The organism is Arenibacter hampyeongensis (assembly GCF_002909255.1).
Classification (GTDB): domain Bacteria; phylum Bacteroidota; class Bacteroidia; order Flavobacteriales; family Flavobacteriaceae; genus Arenibacter; species Arenibacter hampyeongensis.
In genome coordinates this window covers 257,956-278,897 of the sequence record NZ_PIOB01000006.1, presented here as the reverse complement: position 1 = coordinate 278,897, position 20,942 = coordinate 257,956, and the positions used below count along the sequence as shown (strand labels likewise).

The 20,942-nt window shown below is 39.0% G+C and carries 14 protein-coding genes; 7 read left to right on the top strand and 7 right to left on the bottom strand.

The genetic code is table 11. The features are described 5' to 3' along the window. Positions 1–129: 129 nt before the first annotated feature. Both CWD91_RS16085 and CWD91_RS16080 read left to right on the top strand, forming a co-directional pair. Positions 130–2,103: a tetratricopeptide repeat-containing sensor histidine kinase gene (locus tag CWD91_RS16085; RefSeq protein ID WP_103441983.1), complete on the top strand. Its 1,974-nt coding sequence runs from the start codon at positions 130–132 to the stop codon at positions 2,101–2,103. Then, the gene (locus CWD91_RS16080) at positions 2,104–2,721 is read left to right on the top strand and encodes a response regulator (protein ID WP_103441982.1); all 618 of its coding nucleotides are present in this window, start codon (positions 2,104–2,106) and stop codon (positions 2,719–2,721) included. A 205-nt stretch (positions 2,722–2,926) separates the two neighbouring features. On the opposite strand, the gene CWD91_RS16075 is transcribed toward CWD91_RS16080, so the two are convergent. From CWD91_RS16075 to cobA, 6 genes are all read right to left on the bottom strand, one after another. Beyond that, entirely contained in the window at positions 2,927–4,363 is a 1,437-nt protein-coding gene (locus CWD91_RS16075; protein ID WP_103441981.1) for a rubredoxin, read from the bottom strand. Positions 4,364–4,374: 11 nt separating this feature from the next. Further along, complete coding sequence (locus tag CWD91_RS16070; RefSeq protein WP_103441980.1) at positions 4,375–7,908, bottom strand: nitrate reductase; 3,534 nt, start codon at positions 7,906–7,908, stop codon at positions 4,375–4,377. Between the two features lie 210 nt (positions 7,909–8,118). After that, entirely contained in the window at positions 8,119–8,790 is a 672-nt protein-coding gene (locus CWD91_RS16065; RefSeq protein ID WP_103441999.1) for a response regulator transcription factor, read from the bottom strand. Positions 8,791–9,011: 221 nt separating this feature from the next. Next, positions 9,012–10,295 (bottom strand): alginate export family protein, encoded by a 1,284-nt coding sequence (locus CWD91_RS16060; protein ID WP_103441998.1) that lies wholly within the window; start codon positions 10,293–10,295, stop codon positions 9,012–9,014. Between the two features lie 256 nt (positions 10,296–10,551). Then, positions 10,552–11,970 carry an MFS transporter gene (locus CWD91_RS16055; protein WP_103441997.1) on the bottom strand — a complete coding sequence of 473 codons (1,419 nt, stop codon included), beginning with the start codon at positions 11,968–11,970 and terminating at the stop codon, positions 10,552–10,554. Between the two features lie 206 nt (positions 11,971–12,176). Then, positions 12,177–12,944, bottom strand: coding sequence for a uroporphyrinogen-III C-methyltransferase (cobA, locus tag CWD91_RS16050; RefSeq protein ID WP_103441979.1), 768 nt, complete (start codon positions 12,942–12,944; stop codon positions 12,177–12,179). A gap of 126 nt (positions 12,945–13,070) precedes the next feature. Between cobA and nirB the strand changes: the two genes are divergently transcribed. The 5 genes from nirB to CWD91_RS16025 all read left to right on the top strand — a co-directional run bounded on the left by nirB (position 13,071) and on the right by CWD91_RS16025 (position 19,023). Next, positions 13,071–15,587 (top strand): nitrite reductase large subunit NirB, encoded by a 2,517-nt coding sequence (gene nirB, locus CWD91_RS16045; protein WP_103441978.1) that lies wholly within the window; start codon positions 13,071–13,073, stop codon positions 15,585–15,587. 91 nt (positions 15,588–15,678) lie between these two features. Beyond that, on the top strand, positions 15,679–16,056 hold the full coding sequence (gene nirD / locus CWD91_RS16040) for a nitrite reductase small subunit NirD (RefSeq protein ID WP_103441977.1): 378 nt from the start codon (positions 15,679–15,681) through the stop codon (positions 16,054–16,056). A gap of 24 nt (positions 16,057–16,080) precedes the next feature. Next, positions 16,081–16,668, top strand: coding sequence for a DUF4202 domain-containing protein (locus CWD91_RS16035; RefSeq protein WP_103441976.1), 588 nt, complete (start codon positions 16,081–16,083; stop codon positions 16,666–16,668). A gap of 28 nt (positions 16,669–16,696) precedes the next feature. Then, positions 16,697–18,541: a sensor histidine kinase gene (locus tag CWD91_RS16030; protein ID WP_103441975.1), complete on the top strand. Its 1,845-nt coding sequence runs from the start codon at positions 16,697–16,699 to the stop codon at positions 18,539–18,541. Between the two features lie 107 nt (positions 18,542–18,648). Then, positions 18,649–19,023, top strand: coding sequence for a DUF7009 family protein (locus tag CWD91_RS16025; RefSeq protein WP_103441974.1), 375 nt, complete (start codon positions 18,649–18,651; stop codon positions 19,021–19,023). A gap of 305 nt (positions 19,024–19,328) precedes the next feature. Here CWD91_RS16025 and CWD91_RS16020 read toward each other — a convergent pair whose 3' ends face one another. Beyond that, complete coding sequence (locus CWD91_RS16020) at positions 19,329–20,804, bottom strand: potassium/proton antiporter (RefSeq protein WP_103441973.1); 1,476 nt, start codon at positions 20,802–20,804, stop codon at positions 19,329–19,331. Positions 20,805–20,942: the final 138 nt, after the last annotated feature.

Below are 20,942 nucleotides of genomic sequence, written 5' to 3'. Positions count from 1 at the left end.
ATACTGTTAAAATATTCAACAATCCCGGCAAAGCGTAATATTTAGGATTTTTCAATAAAAAATCATGGAAAAACAGGAGCAATTTAATTCTTTTGAATCCGTAATTTGGAGATATAATTTGTATGATATATGCCAAGCCCGATTTCAAAAATAAGATACGTTGAACCCTGTATCATAGCCCTGTTTTTGGGCATGCTGGGATTTACCCAAAGTACTGAAATCAATAGTACTGAAGGTCAATCGAAATCTTTGGAGAAGGATAGTCTTGCAGTGGCCTATTACTACGAATATGGCAGTAAATTTGAAAATAGCCGACCGGATTCCGCCATGTATTATTATAATAAGGCAAGGAATCTTTCCACCGAGATTGGATACAGAAAAGGGGAAGCCACCTACGCAAGCCATGCCATAGAAATCCTGAATGATCAAGGGAAATTCAGGGAATCACTGGACCTAACTTTGGAAGCATTACGGATTTATGAGGAAATAGGAACAATTGGGGATTTGGCCATAGCCAATTTAAATGTGGGTAGTGAATGGCATTATCTATCTGATTTTCAATCGGCCGCGGAATATTATCTCAAAGCTATGAAATTGGCCGAGGAGATTGGGGACAAAAGACTTCAACGTATTACAAATAATAATTTGGCTTCCATTTTCATCAATTTAAAGGAGTATGTTAAAGGACTTGATTACGCTAATAAATCACTAATTATAGCGAAGGAATTAAAAAATGACTATGCCATTTCTTCCTCTACTCTAAACATTGCCACTGCACAACTCTATTTAAAAAAATACGATGATGCTTTGTCCAACTATTCCGATATAGAGCAAATAGGCTTGCGGATCAATGATTTTGAAGTTATTCTGGATGGTTGGCTAGGAATGGCTGATGTCTATGGTGCTAAAAAATGCATCCCACGGGCGTTGGAGTATTACAGGAAGGTCATCGATTTTTCAATAGAAAAACTGGCCCCAGAATATGAAATGTATGCCTATATGGGTATTTCCGATGCTTATTTAGACCTAGAGGATTATGTTGAGACCGAAAAGTATATTTGGAAGGGCATAGACCTGGCCCAAAAATTGGGTTCAAAATATGAGTTAAAAGACCTGTATTTAAGGGCTTCCGGACTTAAGGAAAAAACCAGGAATTTTCAGAAAGCACTGGAGTATTACAAGCAGTACGAAATACTCAAGGATTCTATTATTGGTGAGAAAAGTATAACCAATATTAATTTATTGGAAGCCAAATTTGATTCGGAAAAGAAAGAAACCGTAATCAATAATCTGGAGACGGAAAAAAAAATCAATCAACTGGCCATTCAACAAAAGAATTCCTTGAACTATTTGTTAATTGGTGCTATTGCCATGGTTGTTGCAATAAGTTTTCTGGCTTTTAGAAATTACAGCCATAAACAGAAGCTTAATCAGCAACGAATCAGTGAATTGGAAAAAGAAAAACAACTAACAGCAACTGAAGCCGTTCTAAAAGGTGAGGAACAGGAACGAACCCGTTTGGCCAAGGATTTACACGATGGATTGGGAGGCATGCTTTCCGGAATAAAATATTCTTTTCAAACTATGAAATCCAACCTCATAATGAAACCAGATGATCAATTGGCTTTTGATCGGAGTATGGATATGTTGGATAGTTCAATTCAAGAAATGAGAAGGGTGGCACACAATATGATGCCGGAATCGTTGGTGAGATTTGGATTGGATACGGCTTTGGAAGACTATTGCAAAGGCATTAACAAAAGTGGGGCCCTACAGATAAATTACCAATCCATTGGGTTGAAAAATCATTACTTTGAGCATACTACAGCAATTACAATATACCGTATCATTCAAGAATTAATCAGTAATACGCTAAAACATGCGGCAGCAAAAAACGCGATTGTCCAGGTTACAAAATCTGATAATTTATTGACAATTACTGTTGAAGACGATGGCAAGGGTTTTGATATTCGCCTATTAAATAGTTCTAAAGGAATGGGATGGATAAATATAAAACACCGAGTGGATTTTTTGAAGGGAAAGCTCGACGTAAAGACGAAAGCTGGAAACGGAACCTCTGTTCACATAGAATTTGAAATGTAAATGGATACCAAAATCTTTATTGTCGACGATCATTATATGATCATAGAGGGAATTAGGTCCTTGCTTCAAAACCAAAGTGGTATTGAATGGATAGGACATGCCATGAATGCAACTTCGTGCATGGCCTTCCTGGAGCAGCATGAACCAGATGTGATATTAATGGATATTAGTCTTCCGGACAGGACTGGGATAGATTTGTGTTTGGATGTAAAGACCAAATACCCAAGCATTCATGTCATTGGTCTCAGCACCTTTAATCAGCATAGTTTTATTCAAAAAATGTTGGACAATGGAGCTTCGGGGTATATACTGAAAAATGCCACACACGAAGAATTGGTGTTTGCTATTAAAACGGTCCTTAATGGAAAAAAATACTTAAGTCTTGAAGCAGAATTGGCTGTACAACAAAATGAAAATTCAATTATTCCCGTCATTACTAGACGGGAAAAGGAAGTCCTACTCCTTATAGCTGAGGGAATGACCAATAATGAAATTGCTCTAAAACTTTTCATAAGTACTACAACAGTGGATACCCACCGAAAAAATCTTTTGAACAAATTCGAAGTAAAAAATACCGCTTCATTGGTCAGAGTTGCAACCAAGAACCAATTAATATAAGGCAAGTATGCCCTTTCCTTTTTCACTGTTTCGGGTAAAAAACCGATCGTTAAATAAGTTAAGATTTGTAAAAGGATTACTATTAATTAAATCATACAATGTTTTATATAATCAAAAATGTAATTTGAATTTAATTGTATTTACAAAGTTGGAAATACCAACTTTAAAATATATACTCGACCCCTCTGCCAATGGAAAAGTCCCTCTACAATATCTGCAATTTCATTTTCTCAAATCCGGCTTTGGAAGCGCCACAAACAGAACAGCTGTAATCCTCGGCAAGGTCTTTAAATGCCGTCCCAGCCGGAATTTGTGATTTGGCATCACCGTAAGTTTCATCGTAAACGGTGAAACAGGAAGTGCATTGGTACACCTCTTTCCATTGGTCATCATTTGTATTCTTAGGGGCTTCTTTCTTTACCACTGCCCTGCCCAACTGATCAAAATAATTTTTACTAAGTTCCATTAAAAGACCGGGGAGTTCAATCTTATCCACGTCTTGGGCATACACTTTATATTCTTGGGTATTGGGGTCAAAATTTTTGAAATGCAACACATTATAGGTAGGCCTTACGGCAAAATCCTTAACTATTGTGGGCTGGGTGTTTTTTTCTATGATTACAGATGAGAAATGGGTTCTTTTCCCCGTTTCGTTACTTATTCCAAAGGTCAGGCCATAGGTACTTATATCGTTCTGGTCAAAACTAAGCACCAAGAATTTTTTCAGCTCCAATGCTTCCATGTCATCCACAGGGAGATGCCAGTTCATTTCCAATTGCGAATGACGAATATTTATTCCTTTTTGTCCCAAGAAACGTTCCAGATCTGGCCTACTAGAACTCTTGATGCCCTTGATTATGAATGATTTCCATGGTGTAATGCATATTTTTCCAATACTGTTGTCCAAGCAAAACCCACATAATTTTTTTAGAAAATCAAGGTCGTATCTATTGTTTCTCCAATAAAGTCCAAGCCAATATTCATCCAACCCCATCCGGTTCATTCCCTCATAATATGGAAATTTAGTATAGGGTATCTCCAACTCCCGCTCAATAGTCCTATTGTTGGTGTCCAATTTTTTATTGAGAACAAAAAACAATTCATCTATATCCGCAATGTCCGCATATATTTCCTCAATGGCCTTGGCCACTGTATTAATGTCCCAGCTATAAATTAGGACGGGGTAGTATACTGACTTGGTCCAGTGGGGCAATTTAACGTTCAGATACCAATAATCCTCATTTTCCGATGCAATAAAGTTTAGGTTACCGCTAAAAATGGGAACCAGACGCTGCTTGGGATCAGTGATATTGATCTTTAGTATGGGCAGATAATCAAATCCTTCCAAAATATACAGATAGGTAGATCCCTTTAGCCAAAATGTCATATCGAAAATATCTGCAGACACGTAGGAGCTCACAATATTTTGATAGCTTCTGTCCGCAACAATATCCGTATTAAATTTTGAAATTTGTTCCAGCTGTTCCTCCTTGGCATTTTGCAATGGAAACAAAAGATCTTGCCTGGATCCAAAAAATACCTCTTTCAGCCCACCTGCTTCCAACATGGCAATAATATCCTTTAATTCACCTGGGGAGGTTACCCCTCCTTTAATCAGTATTCTATGTAGATCATCATTCATAACCTTATAATTTATGAAGCAACTGTTTGTAATTGTTTGCGCAGTATATCCTGTATCTCCGGTTTGCAACTTCCACATCCCAAGCCGGCCCCAGTTTCTGAACACAGTTTGGAAAAGTCCTCACAGCCCCCGTTAATAGTTTCAATTAGGTTGCCCTCTCCTACCTGACTGCATGAGCAAACTAGTTTACCTTTCAAGGGAACCGAATTTGATTGTCCTCTTAGTAGTTCGTTCCGTTTTTCGGATAATTCAATTTCCTCTTCAATAAGTCTTTTGAATTCGGCAAACTCATTTTTATCCCCCATTAAAATGGCACCTTTTAGGGTGTCATCCTTAACTATACATTTCTTATAATATTTCTTGCTGACATCCATCAGAATTATTTCCTCATAGCTATTGTCATCCATTGGAGCGTTGACCATACCAAGACTACATAGGTCCAGATTTTCAAACTTTAGAATATTCATAAGGATGGATCCGTTATAGATACTGCTAAAATCTCCCAAAATATATTTAGCTGCAGTATCTGCCTGTTGCTCGGCGGCCGAAGTAATTCCAAATAGTGAATTTCTAAATTCGGCAATTTCACCTAGGGCAAAAATATTGTGATCACTGGTCTGTAAATATTCATTGACCACCACTCCCCTTCCGGTTTTAAGATCTGAATGTTTTGCCAATTCAATGTTGGGGCGTGTACCTATAGCGTAAACTATGGCATTGCACTTTACGGTCCTACCTGTTTTTAAGGTAATGGAAAGTGAATTTTTGTCATCCCTTTCCTCAAACACCGTACTTACCTCATTGTCATAATAAACTTTGATTCCCCTATCATTGACATCCTCTGCCAAAAGTCGACTTGCAATACGATCCAATTGTCTTTCCATTAATCTCGGGGCACGTTGGACTATACTGATATTGACATTTCTATTCTTAAGTGCCGCTGCCAACTCCAGGCCTAAAAGACCGCCCCCAACAATAACCACATGTTGTTCCTCCGGTGGAAGCCCTGTATCCTGAAGATATTTACGCAATTTATCGGCATCCCCACGTTCTCTCATAGTAAAGCGGCCAGGCATATTTATTTGAACCTCACTTGGTACAAAAGCTCGACTTCCTGTAGCCATTACAAGAATATCATAGGAATGTTTAAAACCATTGTCGTCCATTACGGTTTTATTTATCCTATCTATTTGCGTTACGCCAGTCCCTGAATGCAGAGATATATCCAGCTTTTGAAGTTCCCCTTTTTTTAATTTTTCCAAGGCCTCCCATGTAAGTTCCTCACTTACATATTCAGGGAGCAATACTCGATTATAAAATGGATCTTTTTCCTTGGAGAACACATGGAGCTCATCCACTTCATTTTTCTCCCTATAGGTTTGAACAAATCTGTAGGCCGCTGCACCTGCCCCGATTATCATAATTTTTTGTTTGGGCTTAACATATTTTGCCACTTCCACGGCACAATACTTAAAATCGGGTTCTTTGGAAACTGGGTCAACCAGGTCATTGGTCAAATTATTGGCCCTTCCAAAATCGTTATTGAGCACTTTTCCCCAATGCATGGGAAGGAATACTACCTTTTCGCGAATGTCGAAATTCACCTTTACTTTGACCCGCACCGTTCCCCTTCTGCTTTTTATGACAGCTATGTCCCCATCCTTTAATTTTCGCAAATAGGCGTCCACCTTGTTCATTTCCAAATATGGATCGGGAATATGTGTTAGAAGGCGCTTTACCTTCCCTGTTTTTGTACGGGTATGCCATTGATCCCTTACCCTGCCGGTGTTGAGTATTAAAGGATATTCAGGAGTTGTTATTTCAGACTTATTGTAAAGTGAAGCGGGGGCGTTAAAGTGCGATTTCTTATCATTGGTAAAGAATTGATAATCCGTAAACAATCTTGGAGTACCCATATGATCGGCGTGTGGAACCGGCCATTGAAAACTACCTTCACGCTTTAATCGCTCATGGGAAAGACCCGTTATATCTATTTCGGTGCCTTTCGTTAGAAGACAATGTTCGTCATAGACCTCACTGGCATTTTTATAATCAAATCCATGATAGCCCATTTTCTGGGCAAACCTCCATAAAATTTCAGCATCTGGTAAAGCCTCCCCTGGTGCATCGATCACTTTGGGAAGATAACTTATGCGCCTTTCGGAATTGGTCATGGTTCCATCCTTTTCCAACCAGCCGGCAGCTGGTAAAAGCAAATCTGCAAACTTGGTGGTCTCTGAATTATGTGAAATATCCTGAACCACAACAAAACTGGCATTTTTTAATGCTCTCTCGGCCTTGTGCACGTTGGGCATACTTACAATGGGATTGGTGCAAATGATCCAAACTGCTTTCATTTTACCGCTTTCCAAGGCATCGAACATTTCGGTTGCGGTATATCCGGGTTCCGATTTTATTTCTTTTCCTCCCCAGAAATCCGTCACCTCCTTACGGTGCTTTGGATTGCCCAATTCCCTGTGTGCAGCCAATAAACTAGCCATTCCACCTACTTCCCTACCCCCCATGGCGTTGGGCTGGCCCGTAAGTGAAAACGGTCCGGCTCCAGGTTTGCCAATCTGTCCTGTAAGCAAGGACAAATTCATTAAAGAAACATTTTTAGAGACTCCAATAACACTTTGGTTTAAACCCATGGTCCACATACTTATAAAAGCCTTGGCATTCCCAATAAACATTGCAGCCTTTTTAATATCCTCCACGGAAATACCACACAGTTCGGCCGCCTTTTTTAAAGAAAGTTGAAAGGCACTTTCCCGTACAGCGTCAAAATTTACCGTGTGCTTTTTAATAAAATTCCTGTCTATCTTTTTCTTTTCTATCAACCAACGGGCCATGGCGTTGAACAGAATAACATCTGTCCCTGGTAAAATCTGTAAATGCAGGTCTGCTGCAGCGCATGTTTGCGTCTTACGGGGATCTATGACTATAATTTTTACATCAGGATTTTTCTCCTTATGATTTTCTATCCTTCTAAAAAGAATGGGGTGACACCAGGCTGGATTTGCCCCCGCGATAAGAAAACAATCTGAAAGTTCTATGTCATCATATGAAATGGGCACGGAATCTTCACCCAACATTTTTTTGTAGCCCACCACTGCAGAACTCATGCATAGTCTGGAATTAGTGTCAATGTTATTGGTACCAATAAAACCTTTGGTGAGTTTATTTACAAGGTAATACTCCTCTGTAAGACACTGACCCGAAACATAAAAGCCTACACTATCCGGGCCATGCTTTTCAATAATGCTTTTAAATACGGCTGCGGCCCTGTCAAAGGCCGTATCCCAAGATACTCTTTGCAAGGGGTGGTTTCTGCTCCATCTCATCTCAGGGTACAGAATACGATCAGTGGTATCCTGTGCCACATAATTTAGGTTCTTCCCCTTGGAACAAAGCATGCCTTTGTTCACTGGGTAATCGGGATCTCCTTCTACACTAATATTGCCCTTGGAGTCCTGTTCCACCAAAATCCCACACCCAACCCCACAATAGGAGCAAATAGTCTTATGTTCGTTCTTTTTCTGCATAAAATCCTAGTATTAAAAGAAACCATTTAATAATGGTTTAAAATTACCAAATTAGGTATAAATACGTAGTATTTTATTGATAATAGTTGAGCAGAATATTGACGAAAAGACAATAAAAGTGATTGTATATTGGATATTACCGAATTAACACTTACCCAAATAGGTCATTGACTTAAGTAATGCGATAAATAATTATCAATCAAGGATAAGCTATACCAACTTATATTCCTGCGCTTTCTTGGCCAGGTCCATAAGGTTATTTACCCCCATCTTTCGCATTAGATTAAAGCGATGGGTTTCAATGGTACGTTTGCTTTTTTGAAGTTTTTCAGAAATTTGCTTATTGGTAAGCCCTGAGAGTACAAGCTCTAAGATTTGCAGCTCCTTACTCGTTATTCCGAAGGAGTTATTTCCGTTGGTTGTTGGTAATGGACTCTCTTGCCTAGCCTTTCCTTGACTCAACAAATTGTTTACCAAAACATTGGAAATATCGCCACTGAAATATTTTCCACCTTGTTCCACTGTGGAAATGGCCTTAAGAAATTCCGTTTTACCGGTATCCTTTAAGAGATAACCACTTGCCCCGGCATTAACCGATTTAAGGATATATTCTTCGGAATCGTGCATGGAAAGTATAATACATTTGGTTGGTGAAGAATGTTTTTTAAGTTCCTCTACGGCCTCTATGCCATTCATTTCAGGCATTCGAATATCAATGATCAAGAGGTCTGGATTCTTGTCCAATACCATTTTAACGGCCTCCTTACCATTGGAGACTTCTCCAATTACAATATAATTTTCATCTTCCTCCAATAATGCACGAATTCCATCCCTAACCAAGGAATGGTCGTCGGCCAATACAATACGTGTAGTTTTATTCACAATGGTTATTTTCTTTCCAAACAAATATAGGATAAAATTAAAACTAAGTATTCATACGGTGAAAATAGATGCTTCTTTTTAGATTATAAACCTTATTTGAAATGGGATATGGCTGTATTATATTGCCCAAGTTTGATCAACCAGGCTTATGAGGATAATTTTCAAATACCACTACTAAATCAAAAGCCCTGCTAATTGGCAGGGCTTTGATAATAATTTACTTATTTGGAAGTATTCAAAAATTTAGGCTTGATCACCAACATGGCCCATGCCCAATTTTGGCTACTGGCCGAGGCATCCTCTGTAATGCCTTTTAATTCATACATGCCATCTCCAGCAAACATTTGGGAATAACCCAATTGTAGGGAATAGCCGTTGAATGCCTGTGAAAATACTAGGTCTATTTCTGTACCCAAAGATTTTTCCCCACTGGGCAATGCCTGCTCTCCACTAAAGTTAAGCGCTTTTATCAGAATGCTGGATTTTTCCCCTAGTTTAAAATTGGCACTCACATGAACATCCAACAAGCCAACGGAATTGGCATGATTGCCTACATAGAAATAGTCCATAATCCCATTGAACTTATGATTGGTACCAAACAGGGGGAAAAACGCTTCCATTTTATCACTTGTACCGGCGTCATTGCCACTAATAATTTCCATACCGGCCCCTAAGCTTACTTTGGTTGAAGCGGCATAGTTGAAATCCAGTCCCAGCAAATAGGCTCTACTTACATCAACAACGCCCTGTCTTTCACCTGTTTGAAGATAAGCGTTCAACACGGCAGCGAAATTACCTTTTTTATAGTCCAAATGTGTTCCTAGGGTTTGCAGATTACTTAGCCCATCCGGTGTAGTTCCATCTGTTTCAAAATTCTGGAAGCCATTGTTCAATATCAATAGACTTCCACTTAAGTTTTTCCAATTTTCCTTTAAATAAAGGAATTGCATGGTTTTATAGGAGAAGAATCCAGTTGTGCTATAGGCTGAGCCTACCGATTGAAAACCACTAGGGTTGTCATAATCCTGGCTATATGCCAATCCAAGATCAAGTTGAAATTGCTCTTTGGCATATTTTAAAATAGCGGCATCGTGATTACGTCCCTGTTGAGTCCACCCCACACTGCCCAAAATTCGTTGGTCGTCGTAATCCAAGGTCTGTCTTCCCAATTTGGTAGAAAAACCACTACCAAGATCAATATCTGCCCAGGCCTCAAATACAGCAAAGGAATTATTTTCATCATCGGGTAGCAGCTGTCTGTTTTCTCCCCATACCATAACATCTTGAAGGCTTACATAAAATTTATAGGCCTCTATTGTGTAACCAGCATTCAATCGTAAACGGGTTGATACGCCAAAACCGGCATCGGCATCATCGGCGATTAGGTTGCCAAAACCATGACGTAATTCGGTACGAGGTCTAAATTCCCCATCCAATGTAAACTGGGCATTGGATAATGGTCCATATAGGGTAATAACAATTAATAATAGATATATTCCTTTCATCTTTTTAAATGTTTTTGTTTTAGGAGGCTTAATGAAATTCACCATTATACGTTTACTTACGAATTTGTTAATTCAATTTTTATTGTTCGTGAATCGTCGATTTCGGTTCATATCAAGAACTATCATGGCTTATTTCATATTTTGGTCAGGTTTACGGAATTGGGTATTGGTCATTCCGTAATTCGGTTTGGATTTGAATAAATAGGAATCTTTCTTGGGAAAAGCGTTTGTTGCTTATCCTAATTAAGATTCTCTCCTATTTGTCCATTCCAGAAAGTACAAGTTCTCTCTTGGTTTCATCGATGACAGCTTTTTCTTCGGCTGTAGCAAACCTAATGGCCAAGGATAATACGGCCGCACTTACTATGAATCCGCCAATAACAAAATATCCATTGGATACCGCAGAAGCGGCTGCCGTGGTTTGAGCCGCCCTTACCGCCTGTTCTCCCAATTCACTGTTTGCGGCTATGGCTGCACTTTCGGCCACTGCCGATTTGGATTTCAATAACATGGCGGCCAAAAAAGCACCGACATTGCCACCTGCACCAACAATTCCGGAAATAGACCCTATGGCTTTTTTATTTATAAATGGTACTACCGAGAAAGTGGCTCCTTCAGCCATTTGAACTGTAAGGCTAAACGCTATTAAAAAAATCATTCCAAATACCAAACTTGTAGTAACTGAAAAAATGGAAAGCATTATTCCTTCTGCAGCCAATATCAAGGCAAGAAAAATTACCCTGCCACGCAGGCCACGAAACTTTCCGAACAAGTCACCGAAATATCCACCTAAGGTCCTTGCGAAAATGTTCATTAAGGCAAAGGACAGCACCAAATTACCAGCAGTAGAGCGGTCAAGACCAAATCTATTCTGTAGATAATCATCCATGGTACCATACACAGTCAACTCAATTCCAAAACAAGCTGCATATACCAAGAATAGAATCCATACCCTATAATCCTTTAAGGTACTTAGGAAAGACACTTCATCTTTTTTTAGACGGGGCATTTTCCCTTCTTCCTTAAGTTCTTTAAAGTTACCTTCGGGAGTATCTTTTGTAAACAAGTAATAAATAATGCCCATTGCCAAGCAAATAACTCCCGCTATTACCATGGAATATCGCCAAGCTATTTCTTCGGATATTCCGAAACTAATAACCCCGGCGGCAATCAAAGGCATACCCAAACGGTTCGCACCTCCACCAAGATTACCCCAACCGGCAGAAGTTGCATTGGCTGTACCTACAATATTGGGAGCAAACATTATGGAAGTATGGAATTGGGTTATTACAAACGAAGCCCCTATAAAACCAATAAATAGTCTGCATATTAGAAATTGAAGCGGGGTTTGTACAAAACCTAGCAGTATCACGGGGATGGAACCAAGTATTAATAAATAGGTATAACATAATCTAGGGCCGTATTTATCACACAATTTACCAATTAACAATCGAGCAAATACGGTTCCCGAAACCGCTAATATAATGGAGTTCCACTTTTGTGTCGGGGTCAAGCCCAAGTCCTTAACTACGTCCGGCATAAAAGGAACAATGCCGAACCAGGCAAAAAAACAAATGAAGAAGGCAATAGAGGTTATCCAAAATGTACGGATGGGAATACTTTTGAAGTTTAAAAGTTCTAATTTCGTAGCTTTGGCAGAGACAAATTCTTTCATAACTGAATTGTTTTTAGGATTAGTTTTTTCATTCAACAATTCAAAAGTAAGTATTTCTACGTATTATTACTTATTATTATTACGTAATAATGAAAATTGGATGTATTTTTATTAAGGTGAAAAAATATGGAGCATGCATTTACGAAATTTTGGAATATTGGTTGATTTAATTACAATATTGTAAATAAGCCATTCTAAGTTGATCATTAATAGTTAAGTACCCTTTGAATTTCCTCTTCAAAGAATGAGGGGTGTTCCGCCACAACTTCCCCAACTACTATTATTCCAGGCTGTGATGCATCTATTTGGTTCACTATTGAATCAGCATCTTTAAGTATTCCTGTTACACAAGTTTCATTTATCGTTGTCCCATTTTGTATAATGGCGAATGGAGTCATTCCATTTCTAAATTGGGAAACTTTATTGGCGATTTCCTGAAATCTACGTATTCCCATTAGTATGATCATAGTGGCGGAAGACTTAGCGGCAAGTTCCAGATCTTCGGAAAAGGAACCGTCACGTTTGGTGGCGGTCATCACCCAAAAACTACTGCTAATTCCGCGTCGGGTTACCGGTATACCCTGACTTGCCGGAACTGCTATGGCACTTGTTACCCCTGGTACCACAGTCACTGGAATCCCAAAGGATTCCACATATTCCAATTCTTCACTTGCCCTGCCAAATACAAAGGGATCACCTCCCTTTAAACGTACCACATGCCCGTAATTATAGGCATTTTCTACTATTAATTTATTAATATCTTCCTGTGCAAAGGAATGCTGTCCGCATCTTTTCCCTACATATAATTTTGGGATATCGGTATTTAATTCATTGAGTAATTCCATACTTACTAGAGCATCGTATAGGACTATATCGGCATCTTCCAGTGCTTTATATCCTCTTATGGTGATAAGGTCGCTACTCCCAGGACCTGCACCTACTAAACTTACTTTTGGGGCTTTAGATATGCTCATAATTTCTATTGTTTAAGGTGTTCAATTAAGAATTCCGCAACAAAACTACGTATTTATTTTCAAAAAAACACATTATTATTACGTAATAATACGTAATATTGCTACGTAACATTTAAACGTATACGTATGAAGACCGTAATTGTAGTTGGAAATGGAATGGTTGGATACAAATTCTGTGAAAAGTTTGTCGCCAAAGTAGACCAAGGCTCCTTTAAACTAATTGTTTTCGGAGAAGAACCAAGAGTTGCCTATGATAGGGTGCATTTAAGTGAATATTTTGAAAATGGCGACGCGGAACGTTTGTCCATGGCTCCTCGTGAATGGTACCAAGAGAATAATATTGAACTTTTTACCAACGAGAGAGTTACGGACATTCATCGAAATTCAAAAACTATTACTACCCTAAGTGAAAAAACATTCAATTATGATTACCTAGTGTTGGCAACGGGATCTAGTCCCTTTGTGCCACAGATAAATGGAGTGGATAAGGATGGAGTATTTGTATACAGGACCATAGAGGATTTGGAGCAGACTCTGGCCTATGCGGAAAAAATAAAAAGGACAGTTCAAAAACCAAAAGCAGCCATATTAGGCGGTGGCCTATTGGGTCTGGAAGCGGCCAAAGCGGTTATGGATATGGGTCTTGAACCTCATGTAGTAGAGTTTGCCCCAAAATTGATGCCCAGACAGTTGGACACCAGAAGTAGCAAGGTACTTCAGGTAAAATTGGAATCCATGGGAATCAATATCCACTTGAGCAAAGCTACCAATCAAATTTTGGGTAATGGCCATGTAATAGGAATGGAATTTGGTGAAGACGATGTACTTAACGTAGATATGTTGGTTATTTCGGCAGGGATACGCCCTAGGGATGAACTGGGAAAAAGCTGCGGCCTTAAAATGGGTACCCGGGGAGGAATCGTGGTAGACAATAAAATGAGGACCTCGGATCCCAATATTTTTGCCATCGGCGAAATAGCCCTTTATAACCAAATGATATATGGTCTTGTAGCGCCCGGTTATGAAATGGCAGGTGTTGCGGTGGATCAAATAATAGGTTTGGAAGCAACTACCATGGCTGCGGAAATAGATATGTCCACCAAGCTTAAATTGATAGGCGTTGATGTGGCCAGTTTTGGAACTCCGTTTATGCCCGCTGAAAAAGGTCATTCCATCATTTTTGAAAACAAGACGGAGAGTCTTTATAAACGAATTAATGTAAGCCATGACGGTAAAAGACTTTTGGGCGGTATCCTAGTTGGAGATGCCAAAGATTACAACATGTTATTACAGATGTATCTCAATGAAATGCCCCTTCCAAAAAACCCAGAGAATCTAATTTTGGGAAGTCGCAGTGGTGAGGATGTATCCTTTGGCAGTGCTATGGACCTGCCGGATACTGCTGTTGTTTGTTCTTGTGAAGCAGTCTCAAAGGGTCAAATTTGTTGTTCCGTAAAGGAAGATGGTCACGAAAGCTTAAAAGCAATAGCCAAGGCTACGAAAGCCACTACCGGTTGCGGGGGCTGTAAACCTATGGTAGACGATTTGGTCAAGGAAACCCTAAAATCGCTCGGAAAAGTGGTTAAGGAATCTGTTTGTGAGCATTTTGAATATTCCAGGCAGGAGCTTTATGACATTGTAAAGCTTATGAAAATTGAAGACTACGATTCCTTATTGGACGAGGTTGGAAAAGGACATGGTTGTGAAGTTTGCAAGCCTGCCGTAGCCTCTATCTTTGCCAGTATCTATAATGAAACCGCCAATAGACAAGAAACCATACAAGATACAAACGATCGCTTTTTGGCCAACATTCAAAGAAATGGTACCTATTCGGTAGTGCCTAGGGTTGCGGCCGGCGAAATTACCCCTAAACAACTTTTGGCTATTGGTAGAATAGCTCAAAAATATGATCTATATACCAAAATTACCGGTGGTCAGCGAATCGACATGTTTGGTGCCCAATTGCATGAATTGCCCCTTATTTGGGAGGAATTGATTGCTGAAGGCTTTGAAACTGGTCAAGCCTATGGAAAGTCGTTACGTACCGTTAAAAGTTGTGTGGGCTCTACATGGTGTAGATATGGGATGGATGAAAGTGTCACTTTTGCCATTGATATCGAAAACCGATATAAAGGAATCCGTTCCCCCCATAAAATTAAAGGGGGTGTTTCCGGGTGTATCAGGGAATGTGCGGAAGCCAGGAATAAAGATTTCGGTTTTATTGCTGTTGAAGGTGGTTGGAACGTTTACATATGTGGAAATGGTGGTGCCAATCCACAGCACGCACAGTTGTTGGCCGAAAAGGTGGACAAAATTACGGCAACCAAATATGTGGACCGATTTTTAATGTATTACATACAAACCGCTCCTCCCCTAACCCGTACAGCAGCTTGGTTGGACAAACTTGATGGTGGCATAGATTACGTGAAAGATGTTGTTATAAACGATTGTCTTGGGATTGCAGATCAGCTTGACAAGGAAATGCAGCATTTGGTGGACACTTACAAGTGTGAATGGAAAGAGGCCGTTGAAAATCCTGAAATTAGAGCCCGTTACAGCCATTTTGTGAATGCAGAAGAAGCTGATGATTCCATTGAGTTTGTTTCTCTGAGGGAGCAAAAAATGCCTAAAGCCTGGGTTTAATTTTAAACTGGGACTATCAAGCCCCAACCTAACTATCTATATGTTGATCAACAGGTGCAACACAGTTTTGCACTTTTTAAAATAATGAAATATGATATCTAACTTAAACACTTATGAAGTAGTGGAATCAGAAAATGTGAGTATTTGGTTCAAGGCGGCTGCTGTGGTCAAATTTCCTAAGAATGGTGGCGCATGTGTAAAATATAAGGATAAACAAATTGCGGTTTTTAATTTTACTAGGGAAGGTACTTGGTATGCATGCCAGAATTTATGTCCCCATAAGATGGAAATGGTGCTGTCCCGTGGTATGATCGGGGAAGATCAGGGTGTGCCTAAAGTAGCCTGCCCGCTCCATAAAAATTCCTTTTCATTAAAAACGGGAAAACATCTTAATGGGGATTTGGACCGTATAGCGACATACCCGGTTAAAATAGAGGATGGCTTTGTTTATATTGGTTTTTCTGAATAGCTTTGGAAAAAACCAATATAAATCATGGCCTCAGTAAAACTTAATGAAGCCTTCCGTCTATTCGACGAGGCAAACACGAATGACCCCAATAAGGAGGTATGGCAAGGCAAGGAATATCCAAAGGAGTTGTTGTATGCCATGAGGATGACGGACAAGCTAAAAACATTTGCCACTGAGGCTTCCGAGGCCCTACAACTTACTGCTAGATGTCAGCATATCAGAAGATGGGAAATCCCTAGGGAATCCTATGAAATGAACAGGGCCGGATATCTAAAATGGCGACAGGATCTTAAAAAGTTTCATGCTAACAAGGCCGGTGACATCCTTAAGGAGGTGGGATATGATCAAGAAATGATAGAGCAAGTGGTTTTTTTACTGGAAAAGAAACAACTTAAAAAAAATGCTGATACCCAAACCTTGGAAGATGTTATTTGTCTGGTATTTTTAGAATTTTATTTTGAGTCATTCTCCCATAAATACCCTGAGGAAAAATTAATGGATATCCTTCAAAAAACATGGCGAAAAATGTCAAAAAAGGGACATGATGCGGCATTAAAGCTGCCCTTATCAAAGCATTCCCTAGAACTTATCGGTAAAGCACTGAAGGGATAGTACCTATTTTAGCAACTGAATTTGGGAAATGAACGACAATAAATTAATTACACCATTGGACACCTCTACCTTTATAAGGGTCCGTAAATGGTATTTATTTGCATTGGCCACCATTGCCCTTAGTATAATATTTGCCCAAATACTTATCCAAAATCATTTAAATTCCCAATTGGATGATTCCAAAGTAATCAACATAGCGGGTAGACAAAGGGCCTACAGTCAAAAATTGACCAAAGAAGTACTATTATTAAAGGAAAGTACGGATACTGCCCAGCGTGTCCGTGTCATTTCCGACCTGGCTGAAACCTTATCGGTTTGGAAAAATGCCCATCAGACATTGCAATTTGGAGATATGGCAATGGGTATTTCAAAGGCGGAAAACGAGGAGGTACGGGTTCTATTTGATAATATCAACCCGCATTATGATGCTATGGTCAGTGCAGTAGAGTTTATTTTGAAAGATTTTAAGGAAAACGGAAATTCCATTCCCAATCAGTCGAATATTGATGTCGTCCTAGAAAATGAAAGTACCTTTTTGGCGATGATGGATACCATTGTCAATAAATATGATGCCCTTAGCAAAACACATCTTCAAAATTTAAAGTTCAAGGAGTATCTCTTATTGGCAGTTTCACTGCTCATATTGTTGTTGGAAATATTTTTCATCTTTAAACCACTTTCCCTTCAAATCAGAAATACGATCAAAAATTTGATGATCACCCAAAAAAAATCAGAGGAAAGTGCACAGGAAATAAAAAGGCTTTTCCAGGAAAAGGAAAAATCACTCCAGGAATTACAGGAGCTTAATTTTGTAATCGACAACGCTGCACTTTTCGCAAGCGCCAAGCAAGATGGTCATGTTGTTTTTATAAGTAAAAAGTTCAATGAACTCCTTGGTCGTAACGATCGGGACACAAATAAGCCATTATACGAAATGTTGACCACTGATGAAGGCCAACAGCAATACCTGATGGAAGTATTAAAAAGCAATAGGAAAAATATAAGGACAGAGGAAATAAAGATAAAAACCACCAAAGGCGAGTCGCTATGGTTGGATATGTCCATTATTCCGATGCACCAATCTGCCCAACAGTCTATTTTAATATTGTGCTCCGATATCACCGAAAGGAAGAAGAATCAGTTGAAAGTAGCCCAATTGACGAAAGAGAATTACGAGGAGACCATGAGGCAAAAGCAGGTGCAGGCCAGCCAGATTGTTGAAGGGCAGGAAGAGGAGCGCAAACGCATTGCAAAAGATATTCATGACGGAATTGGACAAATGTTAACAGCCTTAAAGTTTAATATAGAATCCATTAATTTGGCCAATAAGGAAAAAACGGCCGAAAAAATAGAATATATCAAGGCGCTTGCCAGCGACTTGATCAAAGGAGTACGTACCGCTACTTTTAATTTAACCCCACCAGAACTTAGTGATCATGGAATTTTTCCCGCACTTCAGAAAATGACCCATGAACTTTCTAAACTCACCGGAAAAAATATTTTGTTCGAAAATAAAACCGAGGAAAATATTAGATTTAATTCGTTGGCTGAAACTAATATTTATAGAGTGGTCCAAGAAGCGGTGAACAATGCCATAAAGTATGCGGAGGCAAATTATATTCTGGTTACCCTTAATTTCAGTGATGATTTATTGAGTGTTGTTATAGACGACGATGGCAAAGGTTTTGACGACTCCATCTTGGGTAAGGTACCGAAAAATAACAGTGAAGGCGGAATGGGACTTTTCTTTATGAAGGAGAGAATGAACTATATCAACGGACGTCTTTTTATCAACTCCATAAAAGGGAAGGGAACTAGGGTAACCATCAATTATAAAACAGAAAGCCAGGAATTGTTAAATAAAGAGGATTAAATAGCTGTCTATTCAATGTTTATTTTTGAAAATAGAAGTCCCTTTATCGTCTCCAAATGAAAATGGAACCTATGTAAAGCCTTCGTTGTTTTTAATTAAATTGTAGTATGAAAATTAGGATAAAAGGAAATTCAATACGATATAGACTATCCAAGACCGAAGTTGAAAACTTTAGTAGGGAAGGTTATGTTATAGAGCGAACGGAGTTTAAGGACCAAATCTTCAACTATGAATTGCGGAGCCATAATCTAATCTCAAATCTGGATGCCGATTTTAAAAATGATACTATTAGCATGTACTTGCCAGAGAAGGATAAAAATGATTGGGCAACCAGCGATCGCGTTGGGTTTCAGTATTCAATTACACTTGGAAATGGCAAGGAACTGTTTTTGCTTTTGGAAAAGGATTTCGTCTGTTTGGATGAGACCATTGAAGATCAATCCGATAATTATCCCAATCCATTAATGGCCAAAAGGAAATAATTCTTTAAAATCATTTAAACAATAGTTGGCAATTTCGCAATGTGTTGGGGCTAGTTTTTTAACCCGAGGGTTTCTCTCAATAGGAGGCACATATAGCTGAACCTCTTTTAGGGGACAAATCTCCGTGATTCTGCCCATAAGTTTTTCCTGCTTATTGCCTGATGTAACATTGCACATTTCTTAGGGCTTCGGTGGTTGTTTTCGGCCTGTGTAGTTACTATGCTTTACTACAAAGTAAATAACCTGAAATTAAGCATTAGGTTATAATTTTAATCCAATCTTTATGACCATAAAAATGCTAAATTTTACTGGCCGGGATTATTTATTTTGAGCGTTTTATATACTTCGTTTATGATTTCAAATCTATCAGCAAGGACTATTAAAGTGTCATCACTTTCAATTTTAGTTGAACCGCTCGGGGTAATAAATTTGTCGCCCCTTTTGATCATTGCAATTATTGCGTTCTTGGGAAAGCCCAATTCAACTATTTTTTTGTTCGTGGCAAAGCATTCGGCACTTACGGAAATCTCTCGCATTATAGTCTTTGGATCTTCTGAAAATAACAAATCTGTCGGAGATAACTTTTTCGACTTTTCAGGAATGGCCACGCCCAACCATTTTGCCACTACGGAAAGTGTGGTTCCTTGAATTAAAATAGAAGTTACCGAGATAAAAAAAACAATATTAAAAATCATGTTTGCTTTATCTATTCCGGCCAAAAGTGGATAAGTGGCAAACACAATTGGGACGGCCCCACGTAAGCCTACCCATGATATATAAAAACGTCTTCTCATTTTCATCCTGAAAAAAATTAGACTTAGCAATACACTGATCGGACGGGCTACAATGATGAGGAATATTGAAATAAGTAAACCCACACCCATTACCGGGATAATTTGAGACGGAAACACCAACAATCCTAAGGTAAGGAAGAGAACAATTTCCATCAACCAGGCCAAACCATCGAACATTTTTAAAATTGTTTTCTTGTGTATCAAATCTTGATTGCCTAGATACACGGCGCAGATATAGATGGATAGAAATCCATTGCCCCCGACAAAGTCAGTAGCTGAAAATGTAACAAACATTAGGGCTATCACCAATACAGGATAGAGTCCCTCAAAGTCGAGCCTTATCTTATTGATTATATATTTACTGAGTTTTCCAAATCCAAAACCCGCTGCTCCACCTAAAATCATCTGCTGCAAAAACAAAGGAATTATAGAAAATACACTTTGATCTTGGTGAACTACCAAAGTTAAAAAGGCGATCGTCAGGACATATGCCATTGGGTCGTTACTTCCACTTTCCAATTCCAAGGTTGGTCTCAGGTTGGTTTTTAAGGCCAGACTTTTTGATCGTAAGATTGAAAAAACAGCGGCTGCATCTGTTGAAGAAACAATGGAACCCAACAGCATACTTTCGTAAATGGTAAAATCGGTAATCCACCAAACAAAGGAACCAATTGATAAGGCGGTAAATAAGACTCCCAATGTGCTTAATACAAGGCCTTCCCTTAAAATGGGTTTAACCGTACTCCAATTGGTATCAAGACCTCCCGAGAACAAGATGAAATTAAGTGATACGATTCCAATAAATTGGGCAATTTTGGGGTCGTTGAATCGGATTCCCCCAATACCTTCCGAACCCGCTAACATTCCAATTCCCAAAAAGAGCAATAAAGTGGGAACCCCAAATTTATAGGAAGTCTTACCAACTACTATACTTATAAAGAGTAGTATTGAACCGACAAGGAGTATATTTTCAATCGTTAAATTCATTTTGCGAAACTACTATAGGTTTCTTCAAAAATAAGGGTTCTTATTAAAGAATTTTACATTACAACCAACTTTGCTTGTATTCAAATGTAATAGGGAATATACCTTTCAGCTTAAAAGCTTGCTGTCGTACAATAAAAT